The organism is Micromonospora sp. AMSO1212t (assembly GCF_008868145.1).
Classification (GTDB): Bacteria; Actinomycetota; Actinomycetes; order Mycobacteriales; family Micromonosporaceae; genus Micromonospora; species Micromonospora tulbaghiae.
Window position 1 is genome coordinate 108,888 of record NZ_WBKS01000002.1, and the last position, 23,638, is coordinate 132,525.

Below are 23,638 nucleotides of genomic sequence, written 5' to 3' on the forward strand. Positions count from 1 at the left end.
GGAAAAACACGAGGTGAGGATGCCGATCGCGGCGCACGTCGGCCCTCTGCGTCGACGATGAGATCGTCTTGACCGCTCCGGACTGCGCCCCTATGTTGTGTACATTCTCGGGCCGATGGTGGCCGCGATCACATACCGCGCACTGCCGCGACGGGCGGCCGGCGCGGGTGACCGGCCGCGCCCGTCCACCGCTCGTCGCGCTCCCGTCGACAGGAGAACGGAGTTGACATGATCAATGGGATGGTCGTGGTGGACGGTGTCGTCCACGGGTACGACTTCCGGCCCGGAAACCGGGCGCCGCACTGCTCCCAGGCCGCGTACGACGGCATGGTGAACGCGCTGTACCGCATCGGCCACACCTCGGTCGAGTCGCCGGCGCCCGGATACCTGATGACGCGGGACGAGTTCACCGCCGGCTGGACCGCCGAGGAACTGGCGGACATCGTGTTCGTGGAGAGCGCCGTCGACGTGATGATCTACCACGGCGTGGAGATCGACGGGTTCTTCGACGGCGGCGCCTCGCCGTACGAGCTGGGCCGCGAACTCAAGCGGCGGTACCCGGACCGGGTGCTGCTGTTCGCGCCGGTGGATCCGCTGCGCGGCCCCGCCGAGATGGACCTGATGCAGCAGCGCGCCGAAGAGGACGACATCGACGGCTTCAAGTTCTATCCGACCAACGGGCTGATCGACCCGGAGGTGAACTCCTCGAAGCTGATGCTGCTGGACGACCGGGAGCTGGCGTTCCCGTTCCTGCAGAAGGCGCTCGACCTCGGCGTCACGCACATCGGCGCGCACAAGGCGGTGCCCGCCGGGGCCGGGCCACGGGTGCTCAACCACGTCGACGACGTGACCTGCGCGGCGATCGCCTTCCCGGGCCTGACGTTCGAGGTGGTGCACAGCGGCTGGGCGTTCCTGGAGGACTGCGCGCTGCAACTGCGTACGCACCCGAACATCTGGGCGACGATCGAGTCGGTTTCCAACATGATCGTGCGCAAGCCGCGCCGGTTCGCCGAGATCGTCGGCATGCTCATGATGCACGGCGGCACGGATCGCATCATGTTCGCCACCGGCGTGCCGTCCGCGCACCCGCAGCCGATCATCGACGCGCTGATGGACTTCGAGATGCCCCGGGACCTGGTCGACGGCTGGGGCTTCCCGGAGTTCACCCCGGACGTGCTCGCCAAGCTGATGGGCGGCAACGCCCTGCGCCTGCACGGCCTGGACGAGGAGAAGGTGCGCGCGGCGGTGGCCGACGACGAGCCGGCCCGGCGGCGCCAGGACTATCTCGCGCACGCGCCCCGGCCGTGGGCGCGCCACCGGGAACGGCTGGCCGCGTGAGCGGCGTGGATCCGGCCGCGGCCGACCTGCGGGCACGTCTGCTGAGCGCGTGCAACACCGTCTACGACCCCTGCGGGCTGGGCGTCGGCCGGCGCGTGGGCATCGTCGACATGGGGCTGGTACGCGACGTGCGGGCGCGCCGCGAGCCGGACGGCCGGCTGCGGGTGACGCTCGACCTGATCACCACCGGCCCGTTCTGCATGTACACGCCGTTCTTCGAGCAGAGCGTGCGCCGGGAGATCGGGCGGGTGGCGCCGGAGGTCGACGACGTCGAGGTCGAGTGGGGCGACAGCACCGACTGGTCCGAGGCGATGATGACCGAGCACGGCCGGGCGGTCCTGCGCATCGGGCGTTCCGCGGCACCCGTCCGCTGACGCGTACCCCGAAAGCTTCAGGTCGGAAAAATACAATTTCTCCGCCCGGCCGGGGCGAATGCGCCTCCCTCGTGGGCTGGCGAAACGCTCCCGAACAGGGCTTATGTTTCGGCACTGTGAACTATTGACTGTCGATGTTGATCGTGTTGGACTGCGATTGCATGCAACCCGAAGCGCCCGTCACGCGCCGGGTTCGTTTTCGCCCCTCCCTGCGCCGACTCATCGACTCGCTTCTCTTCGACGCCTGCCACCCACCGAGGGAGTAGCACCGTGACACACACTTCCGGAGCCCGCCGGCTCCGCGCCGCCGCCGCCGCGTTCGGGGTGACCGCCCTCCTGCTCACCACCGCCGCCTGCGGATCGGGTGAGGACAGCGCGGCCTCCGACACGCCCGCCGTGGTCAACGACGAGTACACCGAGACGGCCCGCAAGCTGATCGCCGCCGGCACCGGCGGAATGCTCTACTTCGAGGGCAAGGAAGCCGACATCACCCTCGACAAGATCAAGGTCTACGAGGAGTGGTCCGGGCCGACGACGTCGGTGAAGCCCCCGGCGAACGGCAAGCTCAACATCATCGTCTGCAAGATCGGCACCTCGTGCGAGGAAGTCGGCAAGCGGGCCACCGCCATCGCCGAGAAGCTCGGCTGGAGCGCCGAGATCCTGGACGGCCAGGGCACCCCGGAGGGCTACCAGAAGGCACTGGCCACCGCCGCCGCCAACAAGCCCACCGCCGTCATCACCGTAGCCATCCCGGAGAACCAGGTCGCCGACGGCATCGCCGAGCTGCAGAAGGCGAAGATCCCGGTGGTGGGCGTCTCCGCCGTCGCCGAGGGCGGCGCGGTCGGCTACGACGCGCACGTGTCCAGCCGGGAGACGTTCCAGGCAGTGCTGGCCACGGCGAAGGCCGTCGCCGACTCCAACGGCAAGGCCAAGGTCGTCTTCCTCTGGGACGTCGGCTACCCGCACCTGGTCGAGGCGCTCAACGCCAGCAAGCGCGTGCTCGCCGGCTGCACCGGCTGCGAGCTGCTGGAGGTCCGCGAGCGCACGCTGGCGCAGGCGGTCGACCCGATCGAGATGCAGAACATCACCACCTCGCTGATCCAGAAGCACGGCGACAAGCTGCAGTACATCCTCACCCCGTACGGCAACGGCGTGGAGTCCGTCATCGCCGCCATCCGGGCCGCCGGTCGCAACGACATCAAGGTGCTGTCGAAGAACGCCGAGCCGGAGCGTCTGGGCAGCGTGGCCGCCGGTGACCAGCTCGCCGACTTCGGCGCCATCCGCGGCTGGAACGCCTACGCCGCCATCGACCAGGTGGGCCGGCTGGCCGCCGGTCAGCCCGCGCTGCCCGACGCCGAGCAGGGCATCCCGGCGACCGTCTTCGACAAGACGAACGCCCCCAAGGACGGCGCTGTCGACTGGAACAGCTACGTGAACTACGCCGAGCGCTACGAGAAGATGTGGAGCGAGGCCCGATGAGTGCCGCCCCGGTGCTGGAGGCGGTGGGCGTCAGCAAGTCCTACGGGCGGGTACGCGCCGTCACCGACGTCTCCTTCGACGTGCGCCCGGGCGAGATCCTCGGCGTCGTCGGGGACAACGGCGCCGGCAAGTCGACGCTGATGAGCATGGTCAGCGGCGCGTTGGCACCGGACTCCGGCCGCCTGCGGGTGGCCGGCCGGGACCTGACGCCGCACACCATCGGCGCGGCCCGCGCCGCCGGGATCGAGATGATCTACCAGGATCTCGGGCTCTCCGACAACCTGAGCATCGTCGAGAACGTCTTCCTCGGTCGCGAGTGGACCGGCGGCGTACGCGGCCTGCCCGTGCTGCGCAAGCGGGCGATGCGCGAACGCACCCGGGCGGTGCTGGAGGAACTGGGCATCGACCTGCACGACATGAACGTGCTGGTCGAAGGGCTCTCCGGCGGGCAACGGCAGATGGTCGCCATCGCCCGCGCGCTGGTCACCGAGAACGAGCCGCGCGTGATGGTGATGGACGAGCCGACCGCGGCGCTCGGCACCACCGAGTCCGACGGCGTCAACGCCCTGATCCGCCGGCTGCGCGACCGGGGCTACGCGGTCATCGTGATCAGCCACCGGATCCCGGAGATCCTGTCGATGGCCGACCGGCTGCTGGTGATGAAGGGCGGCCGCAACGTCTACCACGGCCCCACCGAAGGGCTCGACGTCGAACGGTGTGTGCAGCTGATCGTCGCCGGCACGCTCGCCACGGCGGGGGAGGCGGTCCGATGACCGCCGCCACGACGAAGACGCCCCCGGGCCGCGGCCGTACGGTCGTCAAGCAGAGCGCCGACCGGTCCCGCGCCGGGGCCGGGGAGCGGGCGGTCGAAGGGGTGAGCCGGTTCGGGCTGCTCGGCATGCTCGTCCTGGTGATCGCGGTCTTCTCCGTGCTCACCCCGGACACGTACTTCACCACCACCAACTTCCGGCTGATCCTGGTCAACCAGACCGTGACGGTGATCGTGGCGATGGCCGCCACGCTGCCGTTGCTGGCGCACTACCTGGACGCGTCGGTCGGCCCGATGCTGGGCCTGGCGCAGGGCGTGAGCATCTGGCTGATCGCGGTGCAGGGCGTGCCGATCTGGCTGGCCCTGGTCGCCGTGCTCGCCGTCGGTGTCGCGGTCGGCCTGCTCAACAGCTTGCTGGTGCTGAGGTTCGGCATGAGTTCCATCATCGCCACGCTCGCGGTGGGCAGCCTGCTGATGGGGTTGCTCTACATGGTCACCGGCGGCCGGGTGCTGTACCAGAACGTGCCGCCGGCGTTCACCGAGATCGCCCGCGGCGACCTGGGCGGCGTCCCGCTGCCGCTGATCTACCTCGTGGTGCTGGTGCTGGTGCTGGAGTTCATCGTCGTGTGGACGCCCTTCGGGCAGCGGCTCTACGCGATGGACGGCAACCTGCGCGGTGCCGCCCGGGCCGGCATCGACGTGCGCAGCTACACCGTCCGGGCGTTCGTCGGCGCGGCAGTGCTCGCCTCGCTCGCCGGGGTGCTGCTGGCCTCGCGGATCGGTTCGGCCCAGCCCACCGTCGGCGAGCAGTTCCTGTTGCCCGCCTTCGCCGCCGCCTTCCTCGGCGCCGCCGCGCTGCGACCCGGCCGGGTCAACATCCTCGGCACGGTGATCGCCGCGTACTTCATCACCTTCACCATCGCCGGCCTGCAACACCTCGGCGCCGCGACCTGGATCGAGCGCGTCTTCAACGGCCTCGCCGTCATCGCCGGCGTCTCGGTCGCCGCGTGGTCGGTGCGGCGCCGACGCCAGCTCGCCGTCCGGCACGTCGAACGCCTGGAGCACGACACCACCCCGAAGGGACGCCCCACCCCATGAAGAACGGCTTCTTCGTCCTCGACAACGCCATCCACATGTACAAGCTCACCGACGAGAACATCGACTTCAACCACGGCGGCAAGAAGTCGACGAACGCGCTCGTCGAGTACGCCCGCAAGTACTCCGCCCCGGGCTACCCGTACGACGACATCTCCGGCCGCGAGCTGTCGGTCGAGGACGCGTACCGGCTGATGTTCGAGGAGTCCGACACCGACATGGCGATGGCCCAGACGGTGCCCAGCCACGGCGGCTGGAAGCTGGGCTTCTCGCCGGCGGAGAACAACTACAAGCTCAAGGAGGCGTACCCGGACCGGGTGCTGTTCTGCGGCGGCGTCGACCCGATCACCCACGGCCGCTACGGCGCGGTGACCGAGATGATCCGGCAGATCGAGGAGTGGGGCGCCACCAGCTTCAAGTTCTACCAGGCGCACTCCGGCGGCCTGTCCTGGAAGATCGACGACCGGCAGGTCGCGTACCCGCTGTGGGAGACCGCGCTCGAACACGGCGTGACGAACGTGCAGTTCCACAAGGGGCTGGCGTTCAACACCCAGCACATCGCCGACCTGGCCCCGTACGACCTGGAACGCGCGGCGCAGGACTTCCCCGAGATGACGTTCATCGTGCACCACCTCGGTGAACCGTTCATCAACGAGACGATCAACATCGCCGCCCGGTACGAGAACATCCACCTCGCGCTCACCGCCTGGATCAACCAGTACCCGGTCGCGCCCCGGGCCGCGCTGCACGCCATCGGCAAGTGCCTGCTGCACGTCGGCCCGGACCGGCTGCTGTGGGGCTCCGAGGCGTTCGTCTGGCCGAAGGTGCAGGCGTACATCGACCTGTTCGCCGAGATGCAGATGCCGGAGGACCTCCAGGACGGCTACGGCTACCCGGAGCTGACCGACGAGATCAAGGAGAAGATCTTCGGCCTGAACTTCGCCCGGGTGCTCGGCATCGACGTGAAGGCCAAGAAGAAGGAGCTGTACGGCAAGAGCGGCAAGAAGTCCGCGAAGAAGGGCCGCAAGGATGGGCGCTGACAAGACGGCGAAAGCCGCCGACCGCGCGCTCGACGGCAAGGTACGCCAGCTCGTCGAGGCGCACGGCGGCGGCGTCACCGTCGACGTGGACGCCGACGGCGACGCCCGGGTGACGTTCCACGGCCGCTGCGCGGCCTGCCCGTCGGCGCCGGTCACCATGGGCTCGCTGGTCCGCCCGGCGCTGCTGAAGATCGAGGGCGTCCGGTCGGTGACCCGGGCGGGCGCGGTCTCCCGGTTCGCCGAGGCGCGCATCGAGAAGATGTTCGGACTGTCGGAGCCGGCCGGATGACCGGCAGCTTTCCCGACGGGCCGCTGACCGGCGTACGGGTGGTGGAGGCCGGCGTGCTGCTGGCCGGGCCGTTCTGCGCGCAACTGCTCGGCGACTTCGGCGCCGAGGTGATCAAGGTCGAACAGCCGGACGGCGGCGACCCGATGCGGCAGTGGGGGCGGGAGAAGCCGCACGGCAAGTCGCTGTGGTTCCCGGTGGTGGCCCGCAACAAGAAGTCGGTCACCTGCAACCTGCGGATGCCCGAGGGGCAGCAGCTCATGCGCGACCTGCTCGCCGGCGCCGACGTGTTCGTGGAGAACTTCCGCCCGGGCACGCTGGAACGCTGGGGGCTCGCGCCGGAGGAGCTGCACCGGATCAACCCGCGGCTGGTCGTCGTGCGGGTCACCGCGTTCGGGCAGGACGGCCCGTACGCGTCCCGCGCCGGCTACGGCTCGATCGGCGAGGCGATGGGCGGGATCCGGCACGTCACCGGCGACCCGTCCACGCCGCCGAGCCGCATCGGCGTCAGCCTCGGCGACTCGCTGGCCGGCACGTTCGCCGCGCTCGGCGCCATGATGGCGTTGCGGGTGGCGAGCAGCACCGGCCAGGGGCAGGTGGTGGACAGCGCGATCTACGAGTCGGTGCTGGCCCTGATGGAGTCGCTGGTGCCGGAGTACGCGCTGACCGGCTACATCAGGGAGCGGACCGGCTCGATCCTGCCCAACGTGGCGCCGAGCAACGCGTACCCGACGCACGACGGCGCCACAGTGCTGATCGCCGCGAACCAGGACACGGTGTTCCGCCGCCTGGCGGCGGTGATGGGCCGCCCGGAACTGGCCGACGACCCCCGGTACGCCACCCACGCCGCCCGCGGCGCGCACCAGGCCGAACTGGACGACCTGATCGCGGCGTGGACCATCACGTTCGAACCGGCCGCGCTGCTGCGGCTGCTGCATCTGGGCGGCGTACCGGCCGGGTCGGTCTACACCGCCCGGGAGATGCTCGCCGACGAGCACTTCGCCGCGCGCGAGGCGATCGTCGAACTCGACCACCCGGAGATGGGCGCGTTCCCGATGCAGAACGTCGCGCCCCGGCTGTCCCGCACCCCGGGCCGGCTGCGTTCGGTGGGCCCCCGGCTGGGTGAGCACACCGACGAGGTTCTGCGCCAGGTGCTGCGCCTGGCCGACGACCGGATCACCGAACTGCGCGCCGCCGGCGCGATCTGAGGAGGCAGTCATGGCGAAGAACCCGTACGTGGTGAAGAAGCGCTCGGTCTCCGCGGAGGCCGCGCGGGCGATGGTGGCCGCCGCCGTCGCCCGAGCGGAGGAGATGGGCTTCGCGGTCACCGTCGCGGTGTGCGACGAGAGCGGCGTGCTCAAGGCGTACGAGCGGATGGACGGCGCGCCGCTGGTGAGCGTCCAGCTGGCGCAGGACAAGGCGTACACGGCTGTCGGCTTCGGGCTCAGCAGCGACGGCTGGTACGACTTCATCAAGGACGACGGCCCGCTGGCGATGGGCGCGCCGCCGGCCATCGACCGGCTGGTGACCTTCGGCGGCGGCTATCCGGTGAAGGTCGACGACGTGCTGGTCGGCGGCATCGGGGTCAGCGGCGGCCACTACACGCAGGACATGGAGGTCGCGCAGGCCGGACTGAAGGCGCTGTCTTGAACGTCGAGATCGTCGAGGTCGGCCCCCGCGACGGACTGCAGAACCACCCGGCGGAGCTGACCACCGGGCAGAAGGCCGAACTGGTGCGCCGGGCCGTCGCGGCGGGCAGCCGGCGCGTCGAGGTGACGAGCTTCGTCAACCCGGCGAAGGTGCCGAAGCTCGCCGACGCCGACGCGTTGACGGCGCTGGTCCGCGACGAGCCGGGCCTGGCCTCGATCGGCCTGGTGATGAACGGGCGCGGCCTGGACCGGGCGGTCGCCGCCGGCGTCACCGAGGTCAACTTCGTCGTGGTCGCCACCGACACGTTCTGCCGGCGCAACCAGGGCACCTCTACCGCCGAGGCGGTGGCGGAGGTGCGGCGGCTGCTGCCCCGGGCCCGCGAGCAGGGGCTGCGTACGTCGGTCACGGTCGGGGCCGCGTTCGGCTGCCCGTTCGAGGGCGAGACGCCGCCGGAGCGCGTGCTGCGCGTCGTCGACGACCTGGCCCCGGTGGCGCCGGACGAGGTGGCGCTCGCCGACACCATCGGCGTGGCCGTGCCGTCCCAGGTGGAGCGGCTCTTCACCGCCGTGCGCGGGCGCACCGGCGCGAGCCTGCGCGGGCACTTCCACAACACCCGCAACCTGGGGCTGGCGAACGTCCTGGCCGCCGTAGGGTCCGGCGCACGGGCGATCGACGCCAGCGTCGGCGGCATCGGCGGCTGCCCGTTCGCGCCGGCCGCCACCGGCAACGTGGCCACCGAGGACGTGGTGTACGCGCTGGAACGCTCCGGGACACCCACCGGGGTGTCGCTGGACGCGGCGATCGGCAACGCCAGGTGGCTGGGCGAGGTGTTCGGCGCCGAGCTGCCGGGCATGCTCAGCCGGGCCGGCGGGTTCCCGTGACCGGGCCGCTGTCCGGGCTGCGGGTGCTCGACCTGACCAGCACGTTCTCCGGTCCGTACTGCACGCTGATGCTGGCCGACCTGGGCGCCGAGGTGATCAAGGTGGAGCCGCCGGGCGGCGACATCGCCCGCCAGCTCGGCGCCGCCCGTACCCCGGGGATGGCGGCGGTGTTCCTCAACATGAACCGGGGCAAGAAGAGCGTCCTGCTGGACCTCAAGGCGCCCGCCGACCGGGCCGCGTTCGACCGGCTCGTGCCGGCCGTGGACGTGCTGGTGCACAACATGCGCCCGGCCGCCGCGGCCCGGCTCGCGCTCACCTACGACGACGTGCGCGCGCTGCACCCGGCGATCGTCTACTGCGCGATCCCGGGCTTCCGGGGCACCAGCCGGCACGCCGACCGGCCGGCCTACGACGACGTGATCCAGGGCGCCTCGGGGATCGCCCGGCTCCAGAGCGTCAACCAGGAGCAGCCCGGGTACGTGGTCACGCCGCTCGCCGACAAGATCACCGGGCTGACCGCGTCCACCGCCGTGCTCGCCGCGCTGCGGCACCGGGACGCCACCGGCGAGGGGCAGCGGGTCGAGGTGCCGATGTTCGACACGATGGTCGCCTTCGGGCTGCTCGAACAGCTCGACGGCTGGACGTTCGACCCGCCGACCGGGCCGCCGCTCTACCCGCGTACCGCCGCGCCGAACCGCCGTCCGTACGCCACCGCCGACGGGCACCTGTGCGTCCTGATCTACACGGGCCGGCAGTGGGAACGGTTCCTCACCCTGGTCGGGCGCGCCGATCTGCTGCGCCATCCCGACTACGACACGGTCGGCAAGCGGATCGCCAACGCCGACGGGCTCTACCGGGTGGTCGCCGAGGTGCTGCGCCGGCGTACCACAGCCGAGTGGCTGGCTGAGCTGTCGGCGATCGACGTGCCGTGCGCGCCGCTGGCCGGCTACGAGGAGATCCTGCGCGAGGAGGAGCGGGACGGGTCCGGCCTGGTGTCGATCGTCGAGCATCCGGTGGCCGGCCGGCTGCGCAGCATCGCCTCGCCGATCGTCATGTCGGCCTCGCCGCTGCGGGCCGGCCGGCTCGCGCCGACGCTCGGCGAGCACAACGACGAGGTGCTCGCCGGCGGCGGTACCGAGGGGAGCAGCGGATGAGGGGCATGGTCGCCGTCGTCACCGGCGCCGGATCGGGGATCGGGCTCGCCGTCGCCCGCCGGCTGGCCGGCGAGGGCGCCGAGGTGATCTCCGCCGACCTGGACGTGTCCGCCTGCGCGGGGGCCACGGTCACCGCCGACCTGGGCACCCCGGCCGGCGTCGCCGCCGTCGTGCGGGAGGTGACCAGCCGGTACGGCGGCGCGGACGTGCTCGTCAACAACGTGGCGCTCGCGCCGTACCGGGACGCGTTCACCGACATCGACGACGCGGCCTGGCAGCGCACCTGGGACGTCAACGTGATGTCCTGCGTGCGCCTGTGCCGCGCGCTCGTGCCGCTCATGGTCGAGCGGGGCGGCGGCAGCGTCGTGAACATCGGCTCCGAGGCCGCGCGGCACCCGAAGCCGCACATGATCGACTACGCGGTCAGCAAGGCCGCGCTGCTCAGCCTCGCCAAGGGCCTGGCCCTGGAGTACGGCTCGCGGGGTGTGCGGGTGAACACCGTCGCGCCCGGCCCGACCCGTACCGCGACCATGGACGCCTACCTGGAGTCGGTCGCGCTCCGGCTGGGCATCGACGTCACCGCCGCCGCCGACCACGTGGTGCACGAGCTGCGCAGGCTGCCGCTGGGCCGGATGAACGAGCCGGAGGACGTGGCCGAGGTGGTGCTGTTCCTCGCCGGGGACCGGGCCCGGCAGGTGACCGGCTCGGAGTACGCCGTCAACGGTGGTTCCACCGCGTCGATGTAGGTTCACCATCGGTGAACAGAGGGGGACGCATGGGCCGGGCCACGCAGTCGGCGTACGAGTCGATCAAGACGCGCATCCTCGGCGGGGCGTACGAGCCGGGGAAGAAGCTCTCCGAGGAGGATCTCGCCGCCGCGGTGGGGGTGAGCCGCACCCCGGTACGGGAGGCGCTGCGCCGGCTGCACGCCGAGGGCCTGGTGGACTGGGAGGCCAACCGGGGCGCCACCGTGCCGGCCTGGCGGGAGCAGGACCTGGAGGAGATCTTCGAGCTGCGCGCCCTGCTGGAGGGGTACGGCGCCGAGCTGGCCGCGACCCGGATCACGCCGGAGGAGATCGCCCGGCTGCGCGAGCTGTGCGCCGAGATGGAGGGCTACGCGGCCGGCCAGCGCCGGGACCGGGCGGACCGGATCGCGGTCTGCAACGCGCAGTTCCACGAGATCATCCTGGGCGCCGGGCGGAACCGCCGGTTGAGCGCGCTGCTCGGGGCGGTGGTGCAGACGCCGCTGGTGAACCGCACGTTCCGCCGGTACGACGAGGCGGCGATGGCGCGCAGCATGTCGCACCACCGGGAGCTGATCGACGCGTTCGAGGCGCGCGACCGGGCCTGGGCCGGCTCGGTGATGCGGGCGCACATCCTGGCCGCCCGCGCCACCCTCGGTACGCCCTGACCCGTGCCGGACCGGGACGCGTCGCACCTGCCGACGGTCACCGGCCCGGCGTCACGGGTCAGCCGGTGGACGCCTCGGCGCGGCGTACCACCTCGGTGGCGGCACGCACCACCGCCCGGTCCAGCAGGCGGCCGTCGGCGTCGGTGGCCACCCCGGAGCCGCCGCGTTCGGCCTGCTCCAGCGCCGCCAGCACGGCCCGGGCGGAGGCCACCTCCTCCGCGGTGGGGGTGAACACCTCGTTGATTGTCGCGACCTGCCCGGGGTGGATGGCGCTGCGCGCCCGGAAGCCCTGCCGCAGCAGCGCCCGGGTGGTCCGCTCCAGCCGTTCCGGGTCGCGCAGCGTCGTCTCCACCGGCCCCACCGCGGGGGCGATGCCCGCGGCCGCCGACGCGACGACGACCTGGGAGCGGATCGGGGCGAACTCCGCCCGGTCCGGCCCCGGCTGCAACCCCAGCTCACCGGCGAGGTCCGCCTCACCGAGGCCGAGCCGCAGCACGCGCGGCGCGGTGGCCACCTGCGGCGCGGTGAGCACACCCCGGGCGGTCTCGATCAGCGCGACCACCCGGAACGCCGGGGCGTCCGGGCCGAGCCGCCGCTGCACCCGGGTCAGCGCGGCGTCGACCTCGGCGAGCAGCTCCGGCTCGGCCTTCGGCACCCAGACCCCGGCCGCCGCGGGGGAGAGCACCTCGACGTCCGCCTCGACCTGGTCGCTGTTGATCCGCACCCACAGCGCGGGGCCGGACGGCGCGGCGGCGCCCAGGTACCCGGCGACCGTTTCCCGGGCCTGCGCCTTGCGAGCGGGTGTGACCGCGTCCTCCAGGTCGAGCACGAGCGCGTCCGCGCCCCGCCCGGCCGCCTTGTCCAGCAGGTCCGCCCGGTCGCCCGGCACGTACAGGTAACTGCGCGCCACCGCCATCTGTCGTTCCCCCTACCGCTGCGGGCGGGCGAGGTAGCGGCCGGCCGGCTCGCCGGTCACCTTGCCGTCGACGAGCACGTGCTGCCCGCGGACGAAGGTGTCGGTGACCCGGGCGGTCAGCTCGAAGCCCTCGAACGGCGTGTACTCCTGGGTCGACTCGGAGTCCTCGGCGCGCACCGTCCAGGTCGAGTTGGGGTCGACCAGGCAGATGTCGGCGTCGTACCCCTGCACCAGCGCGCCCTTGTTGCGCAGGCCGAAGCGCTGCGCCGGGTTCCACGAGGTCAGCTCCGCCACCCGCTGGTACGACAGGCCGCGCCGGTTGCCCTCGGTGACCAGGCCGGGCAGCAGGTACTCGGCGCCGCCGAAGCCGGACTTGGCGACGAAGATGTCGTCGCGCGGCTCACCGAACTTGACCTCGTCCTTGCAGCAGGCGTGGTCGCTGACCACCCAGTCGATCTTGCCGTCCAGGACGTATCCCCAGAGCGCCTCGACGTCGGCGCGCGGGCGCAGCGGCGGGTTGACCTTGCCGCCCAGGCCGTGCGCGGTGTCGATGTCGGCCACCAGGTGGCCGATTGTCACCTCGCGGCGGAAGTCGATGTGCGGGAACGCCCGCGCCATCCGCAGCGCCGCGTCGACCGCCTTCTCCGAGGTCAGGTGCAGCAGGTTGATCTTCGGCAGACCGGTCTCGTGCGCCAGGTACGACGCGATCGACACGGCCAGTCCCTCGGAGTGCGGCGGCCGGGACGCGTGGTACGCCTCCAGCCCGCGCAGCGTGCCGTCCTGCTCGACCTGCTTGGTGTACGCGCTCATGATCTCGGCGGTCTCGCAGTGCAGCGACAGCGAGATCTCGTCGGCCAGCTCGGGGAAGCGCTCCCGGGCCGCCTGGACGCCCCGCATCACGAACTCGAAGTGGGCGTAGTCGTACCGCTCGCCCTCCGGGATCATCAGGAAGGAGTTCTGGTCGGCGGAGCGGCCGTGCAGGCCGTGGCTGCCGTAGAACATGAAGATCTTGAACGAGGTGACCCCGTGCTCCTCCACCAGCGACGGCACCTCGCCGATGTGCTCCCGCGACATCGGCGCCAGGTGGAAGCCGTAGTCGATGTAGGAGCGGCCCTCGGTCGCGGCCAGCACCTCGGGGAAGAAGTCGGCGTACCGGCCGCCCCGGTTGAGGTAGTACTGCCCGGTGCGCATGTAGTTCAGCGCCGTGGTGACGCCACCCTGCACCGACGCGCGGCTCTCCGAGACGGCGTCCTCGCTCAGCGGGTTGTAGATGCCCCAGTGCTGGTGCGCGTCGACCACACCGGGGAAGGCGAGCCGGCCGCCGCCGTCGACGACCTGGGCGGCCTCCGCCCGGTCGATCTGCGGGGCGACGCGGCTGATCCGCCCGTCGGTGACCGCGATGTCCATCAGCTCGGGCTCGGGCCGGTCGTGCCGGACCACGCGGACGTTCGTCAACAGCAGGTCGTACGTGCTCATGGTGTTGCTCCTCGTGCTCGGTTCAGCGGCGGTTGATCAGGCCCATCAGGCCGTGGACGTCGGGGGCCCGGTCCAGCCGGTGGACCTCCTCGGCGATGCGGTCGGCGGTCGCCTCCGGCAGGGCGGCGGCGTTCGTGCGGAACTTGACCGCCAGTTCGGCGTCACTGAGCGGACGCTGCGGCCCGCCCCGGTTGGCGAGCACCTCCTGCACCCACTCCCGCCCGTCGCGGGTGACCACCCGCAGCACCGCCGGGAACTGGTGCGGGAAGATCGCGTCGCACCGCTCGTCGCCCACCACGTCGACCAGCGCCATCAGCGCCCGCCGCTGCGGGTCGTGCGCCAGGGCGTCGGTGAAGTCGGCGAGGTCCACGCCGAGACCGCCGCCGCCGATCAGGCCGGCGACCACCGCGTACGGGCCGCTGAACTGCGCCTCGTAACCGGTCTGCGGCGCACGCTTGCGCTCGATGGGCTGGCCGATGGTGCGCACCGTCGGCGTCGGCACGCCGAGCGTGATCGACTCGATCTCGTCCAGCGGCAACCCGCGCTCGCGCAGCGCGATCGCCGCGTCGATCGCGGCGTGGGTGAAGTGGTTCGCCGGGTACGGCTTGAAGAAGATGCCCGGCACCGCCCAGTCCGTGCCGAGCCCGCGGACGATCTCGTCGCCGTCGAACTCGCCGCGCAGGAACGCCTGGAAGAAGCCGAAGCGTCCCTCCAGCACGGTCGGCGGTCCGGTCACGCCGTGCCGGGCCAGCTGCGCGGCGCTGACCGCCGCGTGCGCCGCCCAGCCGCAGTGGATCCGCTTGACGGTGCCGCCGTTGCGGTTGGACTCGATCAGCCCGGCCGCCATCGATGCGGACACCCCGAGCGCGTCGAGCGCGCCGCCGGCGTCCAGCTTCAGCAGCCGGGCCGCCGCGACCGCGCCGCCGAGCGTGCCGCAGATCGAGGTGGCGTGCTGTCCGTGCTCGAAGAAGACGGAGTTGCCGGCCGCCGGGTCGTAGCCGGCCATGCCCAGCCGGACGCACACCTCCAGGCCGACGGCGATGGCCGCGACGGTCTCCCGCCCGGACGCCCCGGACGCCTCGGCGGCGGCGAGCGCGGCCGGCACCACCGACGCGCTGGGGTGCAGCACCGACGGCAGGTGGGTGTCGTCGTAGTCGAGCGAGTGCGCCAGCACGCCGTTGGCGAACGCGGCCAGCGCCGCCGGGACCTTCTCGTCCAGTCCGACGGCGGTGGCCTGGCCCCGGCCGCCCTGCTCGGCGACGTAGTCCAGGGCCGCCTGGCTGGTCGGCAGTGGCCGGGCCGCCACGCAGAGCCCGAGCACGTCCAGGACGCGGGCCCGGACGCTCGCGACCACCTCGTCGGGCAGCGTCTCGGCGGCGGTGTCGGCGGCGAAGGCGGCCAGGTGGCGGCCCAGGGTCGGCTCAGCCACGGCTGATCACCGCCAGCGGGCGCACCGGGGAGCCGGTGGCGCCGTACAGCGGCAGCGGCGCCATGACGAAGGTGAACTCGTGCACCTCGTCGCGGGCCAGCTCCTCCAGCGCCATCGTCTCGATCAGGTAGACGCCGTGCTCGACGAGGAGGATCCGGTGCGCCGGCAGCGAGCTGTGGCCCTTGCCCGGCGGCAGGCACTCGAACGCGATGGTGTCCGCGCCGGCGGCGTGCACCTGACGTTGCGCCAGCCAGGTCGCGCCGTCCGCGCCGACCCCCGGTACGCCGGAGTCCTTGCCGATGTACTGATTGCGGTCCTCGTGGTCGAACAGCCGGCCCCACCCGCTGCGGATGAGCACCACGTCGCCCGCGCCCACCGGCGTGCCCTGCCGGGACACCGCGGCGTCCAGGTCGGCGGGGGTGATCTCGTAGCCGGGCTCGCAGCTCTGGACGCCCAGCGCAGCCGGTACGTCCAGCAGCACGCCGCGGCGCACCATCGGCGCGACCGTGTGCACGCCCAGCTCGTCGAACCGGCCGCCGACCTGCGCCGCGGCGGCGTCGGCGCCGCCGTGCAGCCGGCCGTCCTGGGAGACGTGCGCCAGCGCGTCGACGTGCGTGCCGACGTGCGTGCCCATCACCAGCAGGTCGTTGGCGGCGGAGCCGCCGTCGGCCCGCACCATGTCGCCGTGGCGGCGCGGCAGGGTGAGCCCGAACGCCGGGTGGTTCGGTGACTGCGGCATGCCGACGGTCAGCCGCCGGCCCAGGTCGTAGATCGTGACGCCGGCCTGCACGGCGTCGAGCAGGCGGTCGGCGGTTCTGGCAGTGGTGCCCACGGGGTTCCTCGCGTTTCGGCTGTCGGCGTCGTCAGGCGACGACGCCACGGGCTTTCAGGTCGGCGATCTCGGCCGGGTCGCAGCCGAGTTCCTCGACGAGCAGGGCGTCGGTGTCGGCGCCGGGGGAGCGGCCGGTGAACCGGATCCGGCCCGGCGTCTCCGACATCCGCCACATGACGTTGTGCATCCGCATCGGGCCCAGGTCCGGGTCGTCGACCGTGGTGATCATCTCGGTGGCCTGGACGTGCGGGTCCTCGACGATGTCCTTGGCGCTGTAGACCGGAGCGACAGCGGCGCCGGCCTCGGCGAACGCGGCGGCCACCTCGTCGCGGGTCCGCTCGGCGATCCACGAGCCCACGTACTCGTCGAGCAGGTCCGCATGCGCCACCCGCCCGACGCCGGTACGGAACCACGGCTCGTCGATCACCTCGGGGTGGCCCACCAGCCGCAGCACCCGTTCGGCGATGGCCTGGGCGCTGGTGGAGATCGCCACCCACGAGCCGTCCTTGGTCTGGTACGTGTTGCGCGGCGCGTTGTTCGTCGAGCGGTTGCCCTGCCGCTGCTCCACCACGCCGAGCTGGTCGAAGACGGTGGGGCCGGGACCGACAGCGGTCATGATCGGCTCCAGCAGGCTCATGTCGACGACCTGGCCCCGGCCGCCGGAGCGCTCCCGGTGCCACAGCGCCATCATCACGGCCGACGAGGTGGCGATGCCGCAGATGCTGTCGGCCAGCCCGAACGCGGGCAGCGTGGGCGGGCCGTCGGCGGTGCCGGTCAGGTGGGCGAAGCCGCTCATCGCCTCGGCCAGGGTGCCGAACCCGGCCCGGGAGGCGTACGGGCCGGTCTGCCCGAAGCCGGTGATCCGGGCGATCACCAGACCGGGGTTGACCCGGTGCAGCTCCTCCGGCCCGACGCCCCAGCGCTCCAGCGTGCCCGGCCGGAAGTTCTCCACCAGCACGTCGGCCCGCTCGGCCAGCCGTAGCAGCAGCGCCGCGCCCTCCGGCGCGGACAGGTTCAGCCCGACCAGCCGCTTGTTGCGGGAGATCTCCTTCCACCACAGGGGATGGCCGTCCTTGGCCTTGCCGTGGCCGCGCATGCTGTCACCCATGGTCGGGTGCTCGATCTTGATCACGTCGGCGCCGTAGTCGCCGAGAATCTGACAGCACAGCGGTCCGGCGAGGATCGTCGAGACGTCCAGCACCCGCAGGCCCGTCAGCGGTCCGTCACTCACCTGTTCCACCTCCCCAGTTCTGTTCCTGACCCGTCCGGCCGGCGGCACGCTGCGCCGGCGGCCGGAAACCCAGTTCGGCGGAGATCTCCGCCGCCGCCGCGGCGACCAGCGCACCGTGCGCGGCGCACACCTCCGGGGTGAACCGGTTCTGCGGCCCGCACAGCGAGATCGAGCCGAACACCTGCCCGGTCGCGTAGCGCACCACAGCGGCGACACTGCCGGCGCCGTTCTGCCGTTCACCCATGCTCACCGCGTACCCCTGGCGGCGGACCCGGGCCAGCTCGGCCCGCAGCTTCGCGGTGGAGGTGATGGTGGCCGGGGTGACCGCGTCCAGCGGGTGATGGCCGAGGTAGTCGTCCACCTCGGCGTCCGGCAGCGCCGCCAGGATCGCCTTCGACGACGACCCGGAGTGCAGCGCGTGGCTGGTGCCCAGGGACACCGACATCCGGACCTCGTGCGGCGAGAGCACCTGGTCGATGTAGACGCGCGACCAGCCCTGCCGCACCGACAGCGTGGCGGTCTCGCCGCTGTCGCGGACCAGCCGGACCAGGTACCGGCGCGCGATGTCCGGCACGTCCAGCGCGCGCAGCGCGGCCAGGCCCACCGCCAGCGCGCCGGTGCCGAGGCGGTACCGCTTGGTCTCCTCGTTGAAGGTGAGGAAGTTGTCGGCCACCAGCTCCTTGAGGATCCGGTGGGCGACCGCCTTCGGCAGGCCCAGTTCCCGCGCGATCGTCGACACGCCGAGGGTCTCCGGTGCCCGTTCGGCGATGATGTTGACGATGTCGAGGGCGCGTCCCAGACCGGAGCGGGTCCGGCCGGCGCTGCTCTCGACGACCGTTGTCGTGATCATCTCTGTTCCTCCAGTGTCGACGTACGTGGGCGGGGTCGCCGGGCGTCAGGCTGGTGCGACGGGGGTCTTCCCGGGCGGGAGGCCGCCGGCCTGCCGGGGTCGCTCCCGCGCGATGACGAGCGCCACCGAGGCGAGCACCACGGCACCGGCGAGCACCTGTCGTCCGGACAACGATTCATCCAGCACCATCATGCCGAGCAGAACCGCCACCACCGGGTTGACGTACGCGTAGGTGGACGCGAGCTGGATCGGCGCGTTGCGCAGCAGCCACGTGTAGACGCTGAACCCGACCACTGTGCACACCAGCATCAGGTAGGTCCACGCCAGCCAGGACCGGCCCGTCACGTCGCCCGGGCGGAACCGCCCCAGCTCACCGCTGACCACGCTGGCCACCGCCACCGCGACGCCACCGACGAGCATCTGCCAGCCGGTGCCGACCAGGTGGTCGGCCGGCATGTGCAGCCGCTGCGACAGCGTCGAGCCCAGCGCCCACACCATCGTGGAGACCACCACCAGCAGCATCCCGCCCAGGTGCCACCCCTGCGTCGGCACCGAGAACAGCAGCGCCAGCCCGGCCACCCCGCCCAGCACGCCCACGGCCGCGAGCGCCGACGGCCGTGGACCGACCGCCAGCCGCAACACCAGCACCCACAGCGGCATGCCCGCCACCAGCAGCGACGTCAGCCCTGTCGGCACGTACTGCTGGCCCAGTGCGAGCAGCGCGCTGCCCGCACCGACCATCAGCAGCCCGCTGGCGCCCACCCCGCCCCACTGCCGCCGGGGCAGCAGCAGCCCGGCCGGTCCCCGGCGCAGCGCCGCCACCGCGAACAGCAGCAGCGCGGCGGCCAGGAACCGGGCCGAGGTGGCGACCAGCGGCGGGATGCTGTCCAGGGCCACCCGGTTGCCCAGGTAGGTCGAGCCCCAGATCAGGTAGACCGCGCCGAGCCCGACGGCCAGGGCCATCGGGCCGGCGGGCCGCGGCGGATCCGCCGGGTGGCGGACCGCTGCGGGCCGGGTCAGGTCAGCGGTGGCCATCGACCCGGATCGCCACCGCGGTGTTGCCCCGCAGGGCGTTCGAGTAGGGGCACATCCGGTCGGCCAGCTCCACCGCGCGTTCCAGCTCCGCCTGCGGGCACTGCGGCGCGGACACGTCCAGCACCACGGCGATCGCGTACCGGCCGTCCTGCGTCTGCCCGAGGGAGACCGAGGCGGTGACAGTGGTCGGACCGGGCCGGATGCCGGCCTGCCGGGCGGCCACCGTGAGCGCGCTGTCGAAGCAGGCCGCGTACCCGGCCGCGAACAGCTCCTCCGGGTCGGTGCCGGGCGCGTCCGGACCCCGCTGCGCGGGACGGGTCAGGTCGACCCGCAGCGACCCGGTCAGCGACCGGGCGCGGCCGCCCCGGCCGCCGGAGACCTCGACGGTCGCGGTGTAGAGCGTGTTCGCCGGTACGACCTTCGCCTCGGTGACCGGGGTGCCGGCGCTCATGCCGCCACCTCCCGCCCGAGGTCGGCGTGCACCTGCGCGGCGACCGCGTCGGCGAACGCCTCCGGCTGCTCGTCGGCCACGAAGTCGGTGCCACCGGGGATGGTGACCAGCTCGGCGCCGGGCAGCGCGGCCCGCACCTGCGGCGTCATCCGGTCCAGCAGGTCGTCGGCGCCGTGCAGCAGCACGATGGGCAGCGCGTCCAGGGCCGCGGTGTCGACGTGGTGGTCGAACACCGCCCGGTACGCGGTGGCGTAGTCCGGGCCGGTCAGCAGGTACTCGGTGACCTGGCGGTCCGCCTCCTCCGGGGTCAGGCGCGGGTACAGGCCGTACACCCGGTCCCAGATCACCTTCAGGTGGGCGCCGTCGCGGGCCGGCACGTAGCCGGGCGCGTACGACCGCTTCTTCTCCGCCCGCTCCTGCTCGTCGTAGAGCGGGATGCCCTGGAGGATCAGCCGGTGCACCCGCTCCGGCGCCGACATCAGCGCCTCCGCGCCGACGATCGCGCCGGTGTGCTGGCCGAGCAGGTGCACCCGGGACAGTCCGAGGGCGTCGGCGAACTGCCACACCCCGGCCGCGTACTCCGGGATGGACCACGGGCGCGGCGGCGCGTCGGACATGCCGAACCCCGGCGTGTCCGGGGCGATCACCCGCAGGCCGCGGCGGGCCAGCGGCTCGATCACCGTGTCGTAGGTGGCCGAGGAGAGCGGGGACTGGTGCAGGATCAGCAGCACCGGGGCGTCGGCGTCGCCGCCGTGCCGGTAGTGCACCTGCCCCCACGGCACGTCGACGTAGGCGCGGCGGGCCACGCCGCGGGCCCGGGTCACTCGGCCACCGCCAGCGCCGCCATGACCTCGATGACGTGCTTGATGCCGGCCTTGTAGTCGTCCAGCCGGATGTTCTCGTTCGGGCCGTCCACACCGGAGTCGGCCCGGGACACGCCGACGCCGACGATCGGCCGGTCGGCGATCACGCCCTGGTTGCCGATCCACTGCGTGTACGGCTCGATCACCGGCTCGGTCCCGTACACCCGGCGGGCCGTGTCGGCGACGAGCGCGACGAACGGGTCGCGGTGGTCGGTGAGGTTGGGCCGGCTGGTCGCCATCACCTCGATGCGCAGGTCACCGAAGCCGGTCGCCGCCAGGTGGTCGCGGATGCAGCCGAGCACCCGGTCCGGGTCCTGGCCCGGCACCAGCCGGATCTCCAGCTTCGCCGAGGCGGTGGACGGGATGCCGAGCGTCACGTCGTCGCGCATGTCGCCGCCGGCGAAACCCGCGACGGTGAGCGTCGGCACGGTCCGGATGGCCACCGCGGCGGCCTGGTCGTCGAGGTCACCGGTGAACCGGTCGACCTGGGCCCGCTTGCGCAGGAAGTCCCCGTCGAACGCCACCTTCTCCAGCAGCGCCCGCTCCTCGTCGGTCGGCGGCCGCGCGTCGTCGGCGAAACCGGGGATCGTCACGGTGCCGTCGGGCCGCTGCAGCTGCGCCAGGGCGGCGGCCAGCCGGGCCGTGGCGGCCGGCAGCAGCGCGGTGTTCTGGCTGGTCAGGTCACGCGGCAGAGTCTGCGCGGTGAGCCGCAGGTAGAGCACGCCCTTCTCGGCGAGCTTGAGCAGCAGCCGGTCCTCGCCGTCGAGCCAGGAGTTCTCCCACAGCGCCGCGTCGCTGGCGAGCCGGTCGGCGTGCGCCTGCACGAACGAGCCCAGGCCCGGGCTGTGCAGCCACTTCTTGCCCTCGAAGATGATCCGGTTGGTCACCGGCGGGGTCAGCCCGGCCAGCTTCCAGGCCGCCGCCGCGTGGATGCGGGACATGACGACGCCCTTGTCGTCGGCCACGCCCCGGGCGTACAGCCGGCCGTCGTGGATCTCCGCGGCGTACGGCGGGCTGATCCAGTCGGCGTCGTCACCGGCCGGCTCGACCTCCACGTCGTAGTGGGTGAAGTGCAGCAGCGCCTTGTCGCCCTCGCCGGGCACCTCGGCCAGCACGTACGGGTACGACTGCTCCCACGGGATGATCTCGGCTTCGCCGCCCCAGCGGCGGACCGACCCGGCGATGAACTCGGCGGTGGCCTCCATCTGCTCCGGCTCCTGCCGGCGGCTGCGGATGCGGCACAGCTGCTGGAGCTCCTCGACGAACTCGTCGAAGTGCGCGTCGACGGCCGCGAGAGCGGCCGCGGTATCCGGTTTGGGCATGGTGGTCCTCACAGAAGGGGTCGGAGAGGGGGAAAGTCAGTGGATGGTGACGCCGCCGTCGACGAAGATCGTCTGCCCGGTGGTCATGGCGGCGGCGTCACTGAGCAGGTAGGCGACCGCGTTGGCGACGTCCTGCGGCTGCGCCATCCGGCCCAGCGGGATGCTCGCCATCTTGTCGGCCAGGTACGCCTCGTCGCCGCGTACGTCGGAGGTCATGTCGGTGGGCACGATCGTGGGTCCGACGGCGTTGACCCGGATCCGGTCCGGCGCCCACTCCAGGGCCAGCACGCGCGCCATGTGCATCACGCCGGCCTTGCTGACGCAGTAGCCGAGCGTGTTCAGCACCGCGATGTGCCCGTTCGTGGAGCCGATGTTCACCACCGCGCCGCGGGTCTGCCGCAGGGCCGGGTACGCGGCCTGGCACATCCGGAACGTGCCGGTCAGGTTGACGTCCAGGACGGCGGTGAAGTCCTCCTCGGACATCGTCGCAGCCGGTCCGCGCCGGACGATCCCGGCGTTGTTGACGAGCAGGTCGAGGCGGCCGTGGGAGTCCAGGACCTCGGCCACCAGGGCGGTGCAGGAGGCGGCCGACCGGACGTCCACCCGGTGCCGGGTGTGCGCGCCGCCGGTCAGCTCGGCCTCCGCCCAGTCGTCGAGCAGGTCGGCCTGCGCCACCGTCGCGCCGCGCTGAGCGAGGGTCGCGGCGATGCGGGCGCCGATGCCGCGGGCCGCCCCGGTCACCAGGGCCACCCGTCCGTCGAACCGGTTCGGGTCGGTGTTCATGTCTCGTGTCCTGCCTTTCCCGTTCGGCCACCGGCCGGGCGGGCGTGAACCACGCCCGGCCGGTGCTCCGCACGCGTGACGACGGTCCCGTCAGCTGCCGTCACGCGCCGATCACCTTCGTGTCCTCGGCCCAGAAGGCCAGGCGCTTCTGGAGCAGCCGGATCACGAAGTGCGCCACCAGACCCATCACCGACAGGACCACCAGGACGGCGAACATGCCGGCGATGTCGAAGTTGTAGTTGGTCTGCAGCAGCAGGTAGCCCAGGCCCTCCTTGGCGCCGATGAACTCGCCGACGACCGCGCCGAGGATGGCGAAGACGATGCCGATGTCCAGGCCGGCGAAGATGAACGGCAGCGCGCTGGGCAGCCGGACCATCCGGAAGATCTGGGTCTTGCTCGCGCCGAACACCGTCAGCATCTGGATCTTGTCGGCGTCGGCGGCACGCAGACCCTCGATGACGTTGACCAGCATCGGGAAGAACGAGATCACCGCGGCCATGACCACCTTGCTGGTCAGGCCGAAACCGAACCAGACCACGAACAGCGGGGCCAGGGCGACCTTCGGCACGGTCTGGAAGGCCACGATGTACGGCATCAGGGTGGCTTCGACGATCTTGATCTGGGAGATGAACGTGCCGAGCAGCAGCGCGGCCCCGACACCGATCACGAACCCGAGCAGCGCCTCCTGGGTGGTCACCCAGAAGTGACCCCAGAACTGGTCGTCGCCGAGCTGCTGCCACAGCGACTCGACCACGCTCGACGGCAGCGGCAGGACGTACTCGTCGACGCCGATGAGCTGGACGCCGTACTCCCAGGCCAGCACGACCACGACGAAGACCGTCGGGACCAGCCAGAGCTGGGGCTTCTCGCGGAGGTCGAACTTGCGCCGGGCGGGCCGGGCGGGCCGGGCGGGCCGGGCGGACGGCGCCGGTGGCTGGGCCGGCTCGCGGACCAGGTTGCTTGTTGCCATGGC

General features: G+C 72.3%; 25 protein-coding genes. 13 read left to right on the forward strand and 12 right to left on the reverse strand.

Features of this window, described 5'->3' with window-relative positions; genetic code table 11:
- The first annotated feature begins 228 nt into the window (after window positions 1-228).
- The 13 genes from F8279_RS01010 to F8279_RS01070 all read left to right on the forward strand — a co-directional run bounded on the left by F8279_RS01010 (window position 229) and on the right by F8279_RS01070 (window position 11,477).
- Window positions 229-1,338: an amidohydrolase family protein gene (locus F8279_RS01010; RefSeq protein ID WP_151498803.1), complete on the forward strand. Its 1,110-nt coding sequence runs from the start codon at window positions 229-231 to the stop codon at window positions 1,336-1,338.
- Entirely contained in the window at window positions 1,335-1,712 is a 378-nt protein-coding gene (locus F8279_RS01015) for a metal-sulfur cluster assembly factor (RefSeq protein WP_151498804.1), read from the forward strand. The genes F8279_RS01010 and F8279_RS01015 overlap by 4 nt, the downstream gene beginning before the upstream one ends.
- A 270-nt stretch (window positions 1,713-1,982) precedes the next feature.
- Window positions 1,983-3,191, forward strand: coding sequence for a substrate-binding domain-containing protein (locus F8279_RS01020; RefSeq protein ID WP_151498805.1), 1,209 nt, complete (start codon window positions 1,983-1,985; stop codon window positions 3,189-3,191).
- The gene (locus F8279_RS01025) at window positions 3,188-3,964 is read left to right on the forward strand and encodes an ATP-binding cassette domain-containing protein (RefSeq protein WP_151498806.1); all 777 of its coding nucleotides are present in this window, start codon (window positions 3,188-3,190) and stop codon (window positions 3,962-3,964) included. Before F8279_RS01020 ends, F8279_RS01025 begins: the two co-directional genes overlap by 4 nt.
- Window positions 3,961-5,058: an ABC transporter permease gene (locus F8279_RS01030; RefSeq protein ID WP_151498807.1), complete on the forward strand. Its 1,098-nt coding sequence runs from the start codon at window positions 3,961-3,963 to the stop codon at window positions 5,056-5,058. The genes F8279_RS01025 and F8279_RS01030 overlap by 4 nt, the downstream gene beginning before the upstream one ends.
- Window positions 5,055-6,095, forward strand: coding sequence for an amidohydrolase family protein (locus tag F8279_RS01035; RefSeq protein ID WP_151498808.1), 1,041 nt, complete (start codon window positions 5,055-5,057; stop codon window positions 6,093-6,095). The genes F8279_RS01030 and F8279_RS01035 overlap by 4 nt, the downstream gene beginning before the upstream one ends.
- A complete protein-coding gene (locus F8279_RS01040; RefSeq protein ID WP_052166116.1) occupies window positions 6,085-6,384 on the forward strand; it encodes a NifU family protein in 300 nt (99 codons plus the stop codon). Before F8279_RS01035 ends, F8279_RS01040 begins: the two co-directional genes overlap by 11 nt.
- A complete protein-coding gene (locus tag F8279_RS01045) occupies window positions 6,381-7,589 on the forward strand; it encodes a CaiB/BaiF CoA-transferase family protein (RefSeq protein ID WP_151498809.1) in 1,209 nt (402 codons plus the stop codon). Before F8279_RS01040 ends, F8279_RS01045 begins: the two co-directional genes overlap by 4 nt.
- A 10-nt stretch (window positions 7,590-7,599) precedes the next feature.
- Window positions 7,600-8,031: a heme-binding protein gene (locus tag F8279_RS01050; protein ID WP_091416962.1), complete on the forward strand. Its 432-nt coding sequence runs from the start codon at window positions 7,600-7,602 to the stop codon at window positions 8,029-8,031.
- Entirely contained in the window at window positions 8,028-8,912 is an 885-nt protein-coding gene (locus F8279_RS01055; RefSeq protein WP_151498810.1) for a hydroxymethylglutaryl-CoA lyase, read from the forward strand. The genes F8279_RS01050 and F8279_RS01055 overlap by 4 nt, the downstream gene beginning before the upstream one ends.
- A complete protein-coding gene (locus F8279_RS01060) occupies window positions 8,909-10,066 on the forward strand; it encodes a CaiB/BaiF CoA-transferase family protein (protein WP_151498811.1) in 1,158 nt (385 codons plus the stop codon). The genes F8279_RS01055 and F8279_RS01060 overlap by 4 nt, the downstream gene beginning before the upstream one ends.
- Window positions 10,063-10,812, forward strand: coding sequence for an SDR family NAD(P)-dependent oxidoreductase (locus tag F8279_RS01065; RefSeq protein WP_151498812.1), 750 nt, complete (start codon window positions 10,063-10,065; stop codon window positions 10,810-10,812). The genes F8279_RS01060 and F8279_RS01065 overlap by 4 nt, the downstream gene beginning before the upstream one ends.
- A 29-nt stretch (window positions 10,813-10,841) precedes the next feature.
- Window positions 10,842-11,477 carry a GntR family transcriptional regulator gene (locus tag F8279_RS01070; protein WP_013286904.1) on the forward strand — a complete coding sequence of 212 codons (636 nt, stop codon included), beginning with the start codon at window positions 10,842-10,844 and terminating at the stop codon, window positions 11,475-11,477.
- A gap of 58 nt (window positions 11,478-11,535) precedes the next feature.
- On the opposite strand, the gene F8279_RS01075 is transcribed toward F8279_RS01070, so the two are convergent.
- The 12 genes from F8279_RS01075 to F8279_RS01130 all read right to left on the reverse strand — a co-directional run bounded on the left by F8279_RS01075 (window position 11,536) and on the right by F8279_RS01130 (window position 23,635).
- A complete protein-coding gene (locus F8279_RS01075) occupies window positions 11,536-12,393 on the reverse strand; it encodes a CoA ester lyase (RefSeq protein WP_151498813.1) in 858 nt (285 codons plus the stop codon).
- 12 nt (window positions 12,394-12,405) lie between these two features.
- The gene (locus F8279_RS01080) at window positions 12,406-13,869 is read right to left on the reverse strand and encodes a dihydroorotase family protein (protein WP_151498814.1); all 1,464 of its coding nucleotides are present in this window, start codon (window positions 13,867-13,869) and stop codon (window positions 12,406-12,408) included.
- 22 nt (window positions 13,870-13,891) lie between these two features.
- Entirely contained in the window at window positions 13,892-15,298 is a 1,407-nt protein-coding gene (locus F8279_RS01085) for an MmgE/PrpD family protein (protein ID WP_151498815.1), read from the reverse strand.
- A complete protein-coding gene (locus tag F8279_RS01090; protein ID WP_151498816.1) occupies window positions 15,291-16,130 on the reverse strand; it encodes a cyclase family protein in 840 nt (279 codons plus the stop codon). Before F8279_RS01090 ends, F8279_RS01085 begins: the two co-directional genes overlap by 8 nt.
- Window positions 16,131-16,161: 31 nt before the next feature.
- On the reverse strand, window positions 16,162-17,361 hold the full coding sequence (locus F8279_RS01095) for a CaiB/BaiF CoA-transferase family protein (RefSeq protein ID WP_091418413.1): 1,200 nt from the start codon (window positions 17,359-17,361) through the stop codon (window positions 16,162-16,164).
- Complete coding sequence (locus F8279_RS01100) at window positions 17,354-18,211, reverse strand: IclR family transcriptional regulator (RefSeq protein WP_151498817.1); 858 nt, start codon at window positions 18,209-18,211, stop codon at window positions 17,354-17,356. The genes F8279_RS01095 and F8279_RS01100 overlap by 8 nt, the downstream gene beginning before the upstream one ends.
- Before the next feature lie 45 nt (window positions 18,212-18,256).
- Entirely contained in the window at window positions 18,257-19,246 is a 990-nt protein-coding gene (locus F8279_RS01105) for an EamA family transporter (RefSeq protein WP_151498818.1), read from the reverse strand.
- Entirely contained in the window at window positions 19,233-19,697 is a 465-nt protein-coding gene (locus F8279_RS01110; RefSeq protein ID WP_151498819.1) for an Ohr family peroxiredoxin, read from the reverse strand. The genes F8279_RS01105 and F8279_RS01110 overlap by 14 nt, the downstream gene beginning before the upstream one ends.
- On the reverse strand, window positions 19,694-20,521 hold the full coding sequence (locus tag F8279_RS01115) for an alpha/beta fold hydrolase (RefSeq protein ID WP_151498820.1): 828 nt from the start codon (window positions 20,519-20,521) through the stop codon (window positions 19,694-19,696). Before F8279_RS01115 ends, F8279_RS01110 begins: the two co-directional genes overlap by 4 nt.
- A complete protein-coding gene (locus F8279_RS01120; protein WP_151498821.1) occupies window positions 20,518-21,882 on the reverse strand; it encodes a M20/M25/M40 family metallo-hydrolase in 1,365 nt (454 codons plus the stop codon). The genes F8279_RS01115 and F8279_RS01120 overlap by 4 nt, the downstream gene beginning before the upstream one ends.
- A gap of 36 nt (window positions 21,883-21,918) precedes the next feature.
- Window positions 21,919-22,665 carry an SDR family NAD(P)-dependent oxidoreductase gene (locus tag F8279_RS01125; RefSeq protein WP_091417002.1) on the reverse strand — a complete coding sequence of 249 codons (747 nt, stop codon included), beginning with the start codon at window positions 22,663-22,665 and terminating at the stop codon, window positions 21,919-21,921.
- Between the two features lie 100 nt (window positions 22,666-22,765).
- On the reverse strand, window positions 22,766-23,635 hold the full coding sequence (locus F8279_RS01130) for an ABC transporter permease (RefSeq protein ID WP_151498822.1): 870 nt from the start codon (window positions 23,633-23,635) through the stop codon (window positions 22,766-22,768).
- Window positions 23,636-23,638: the final 3 nt, after the last annotated feature.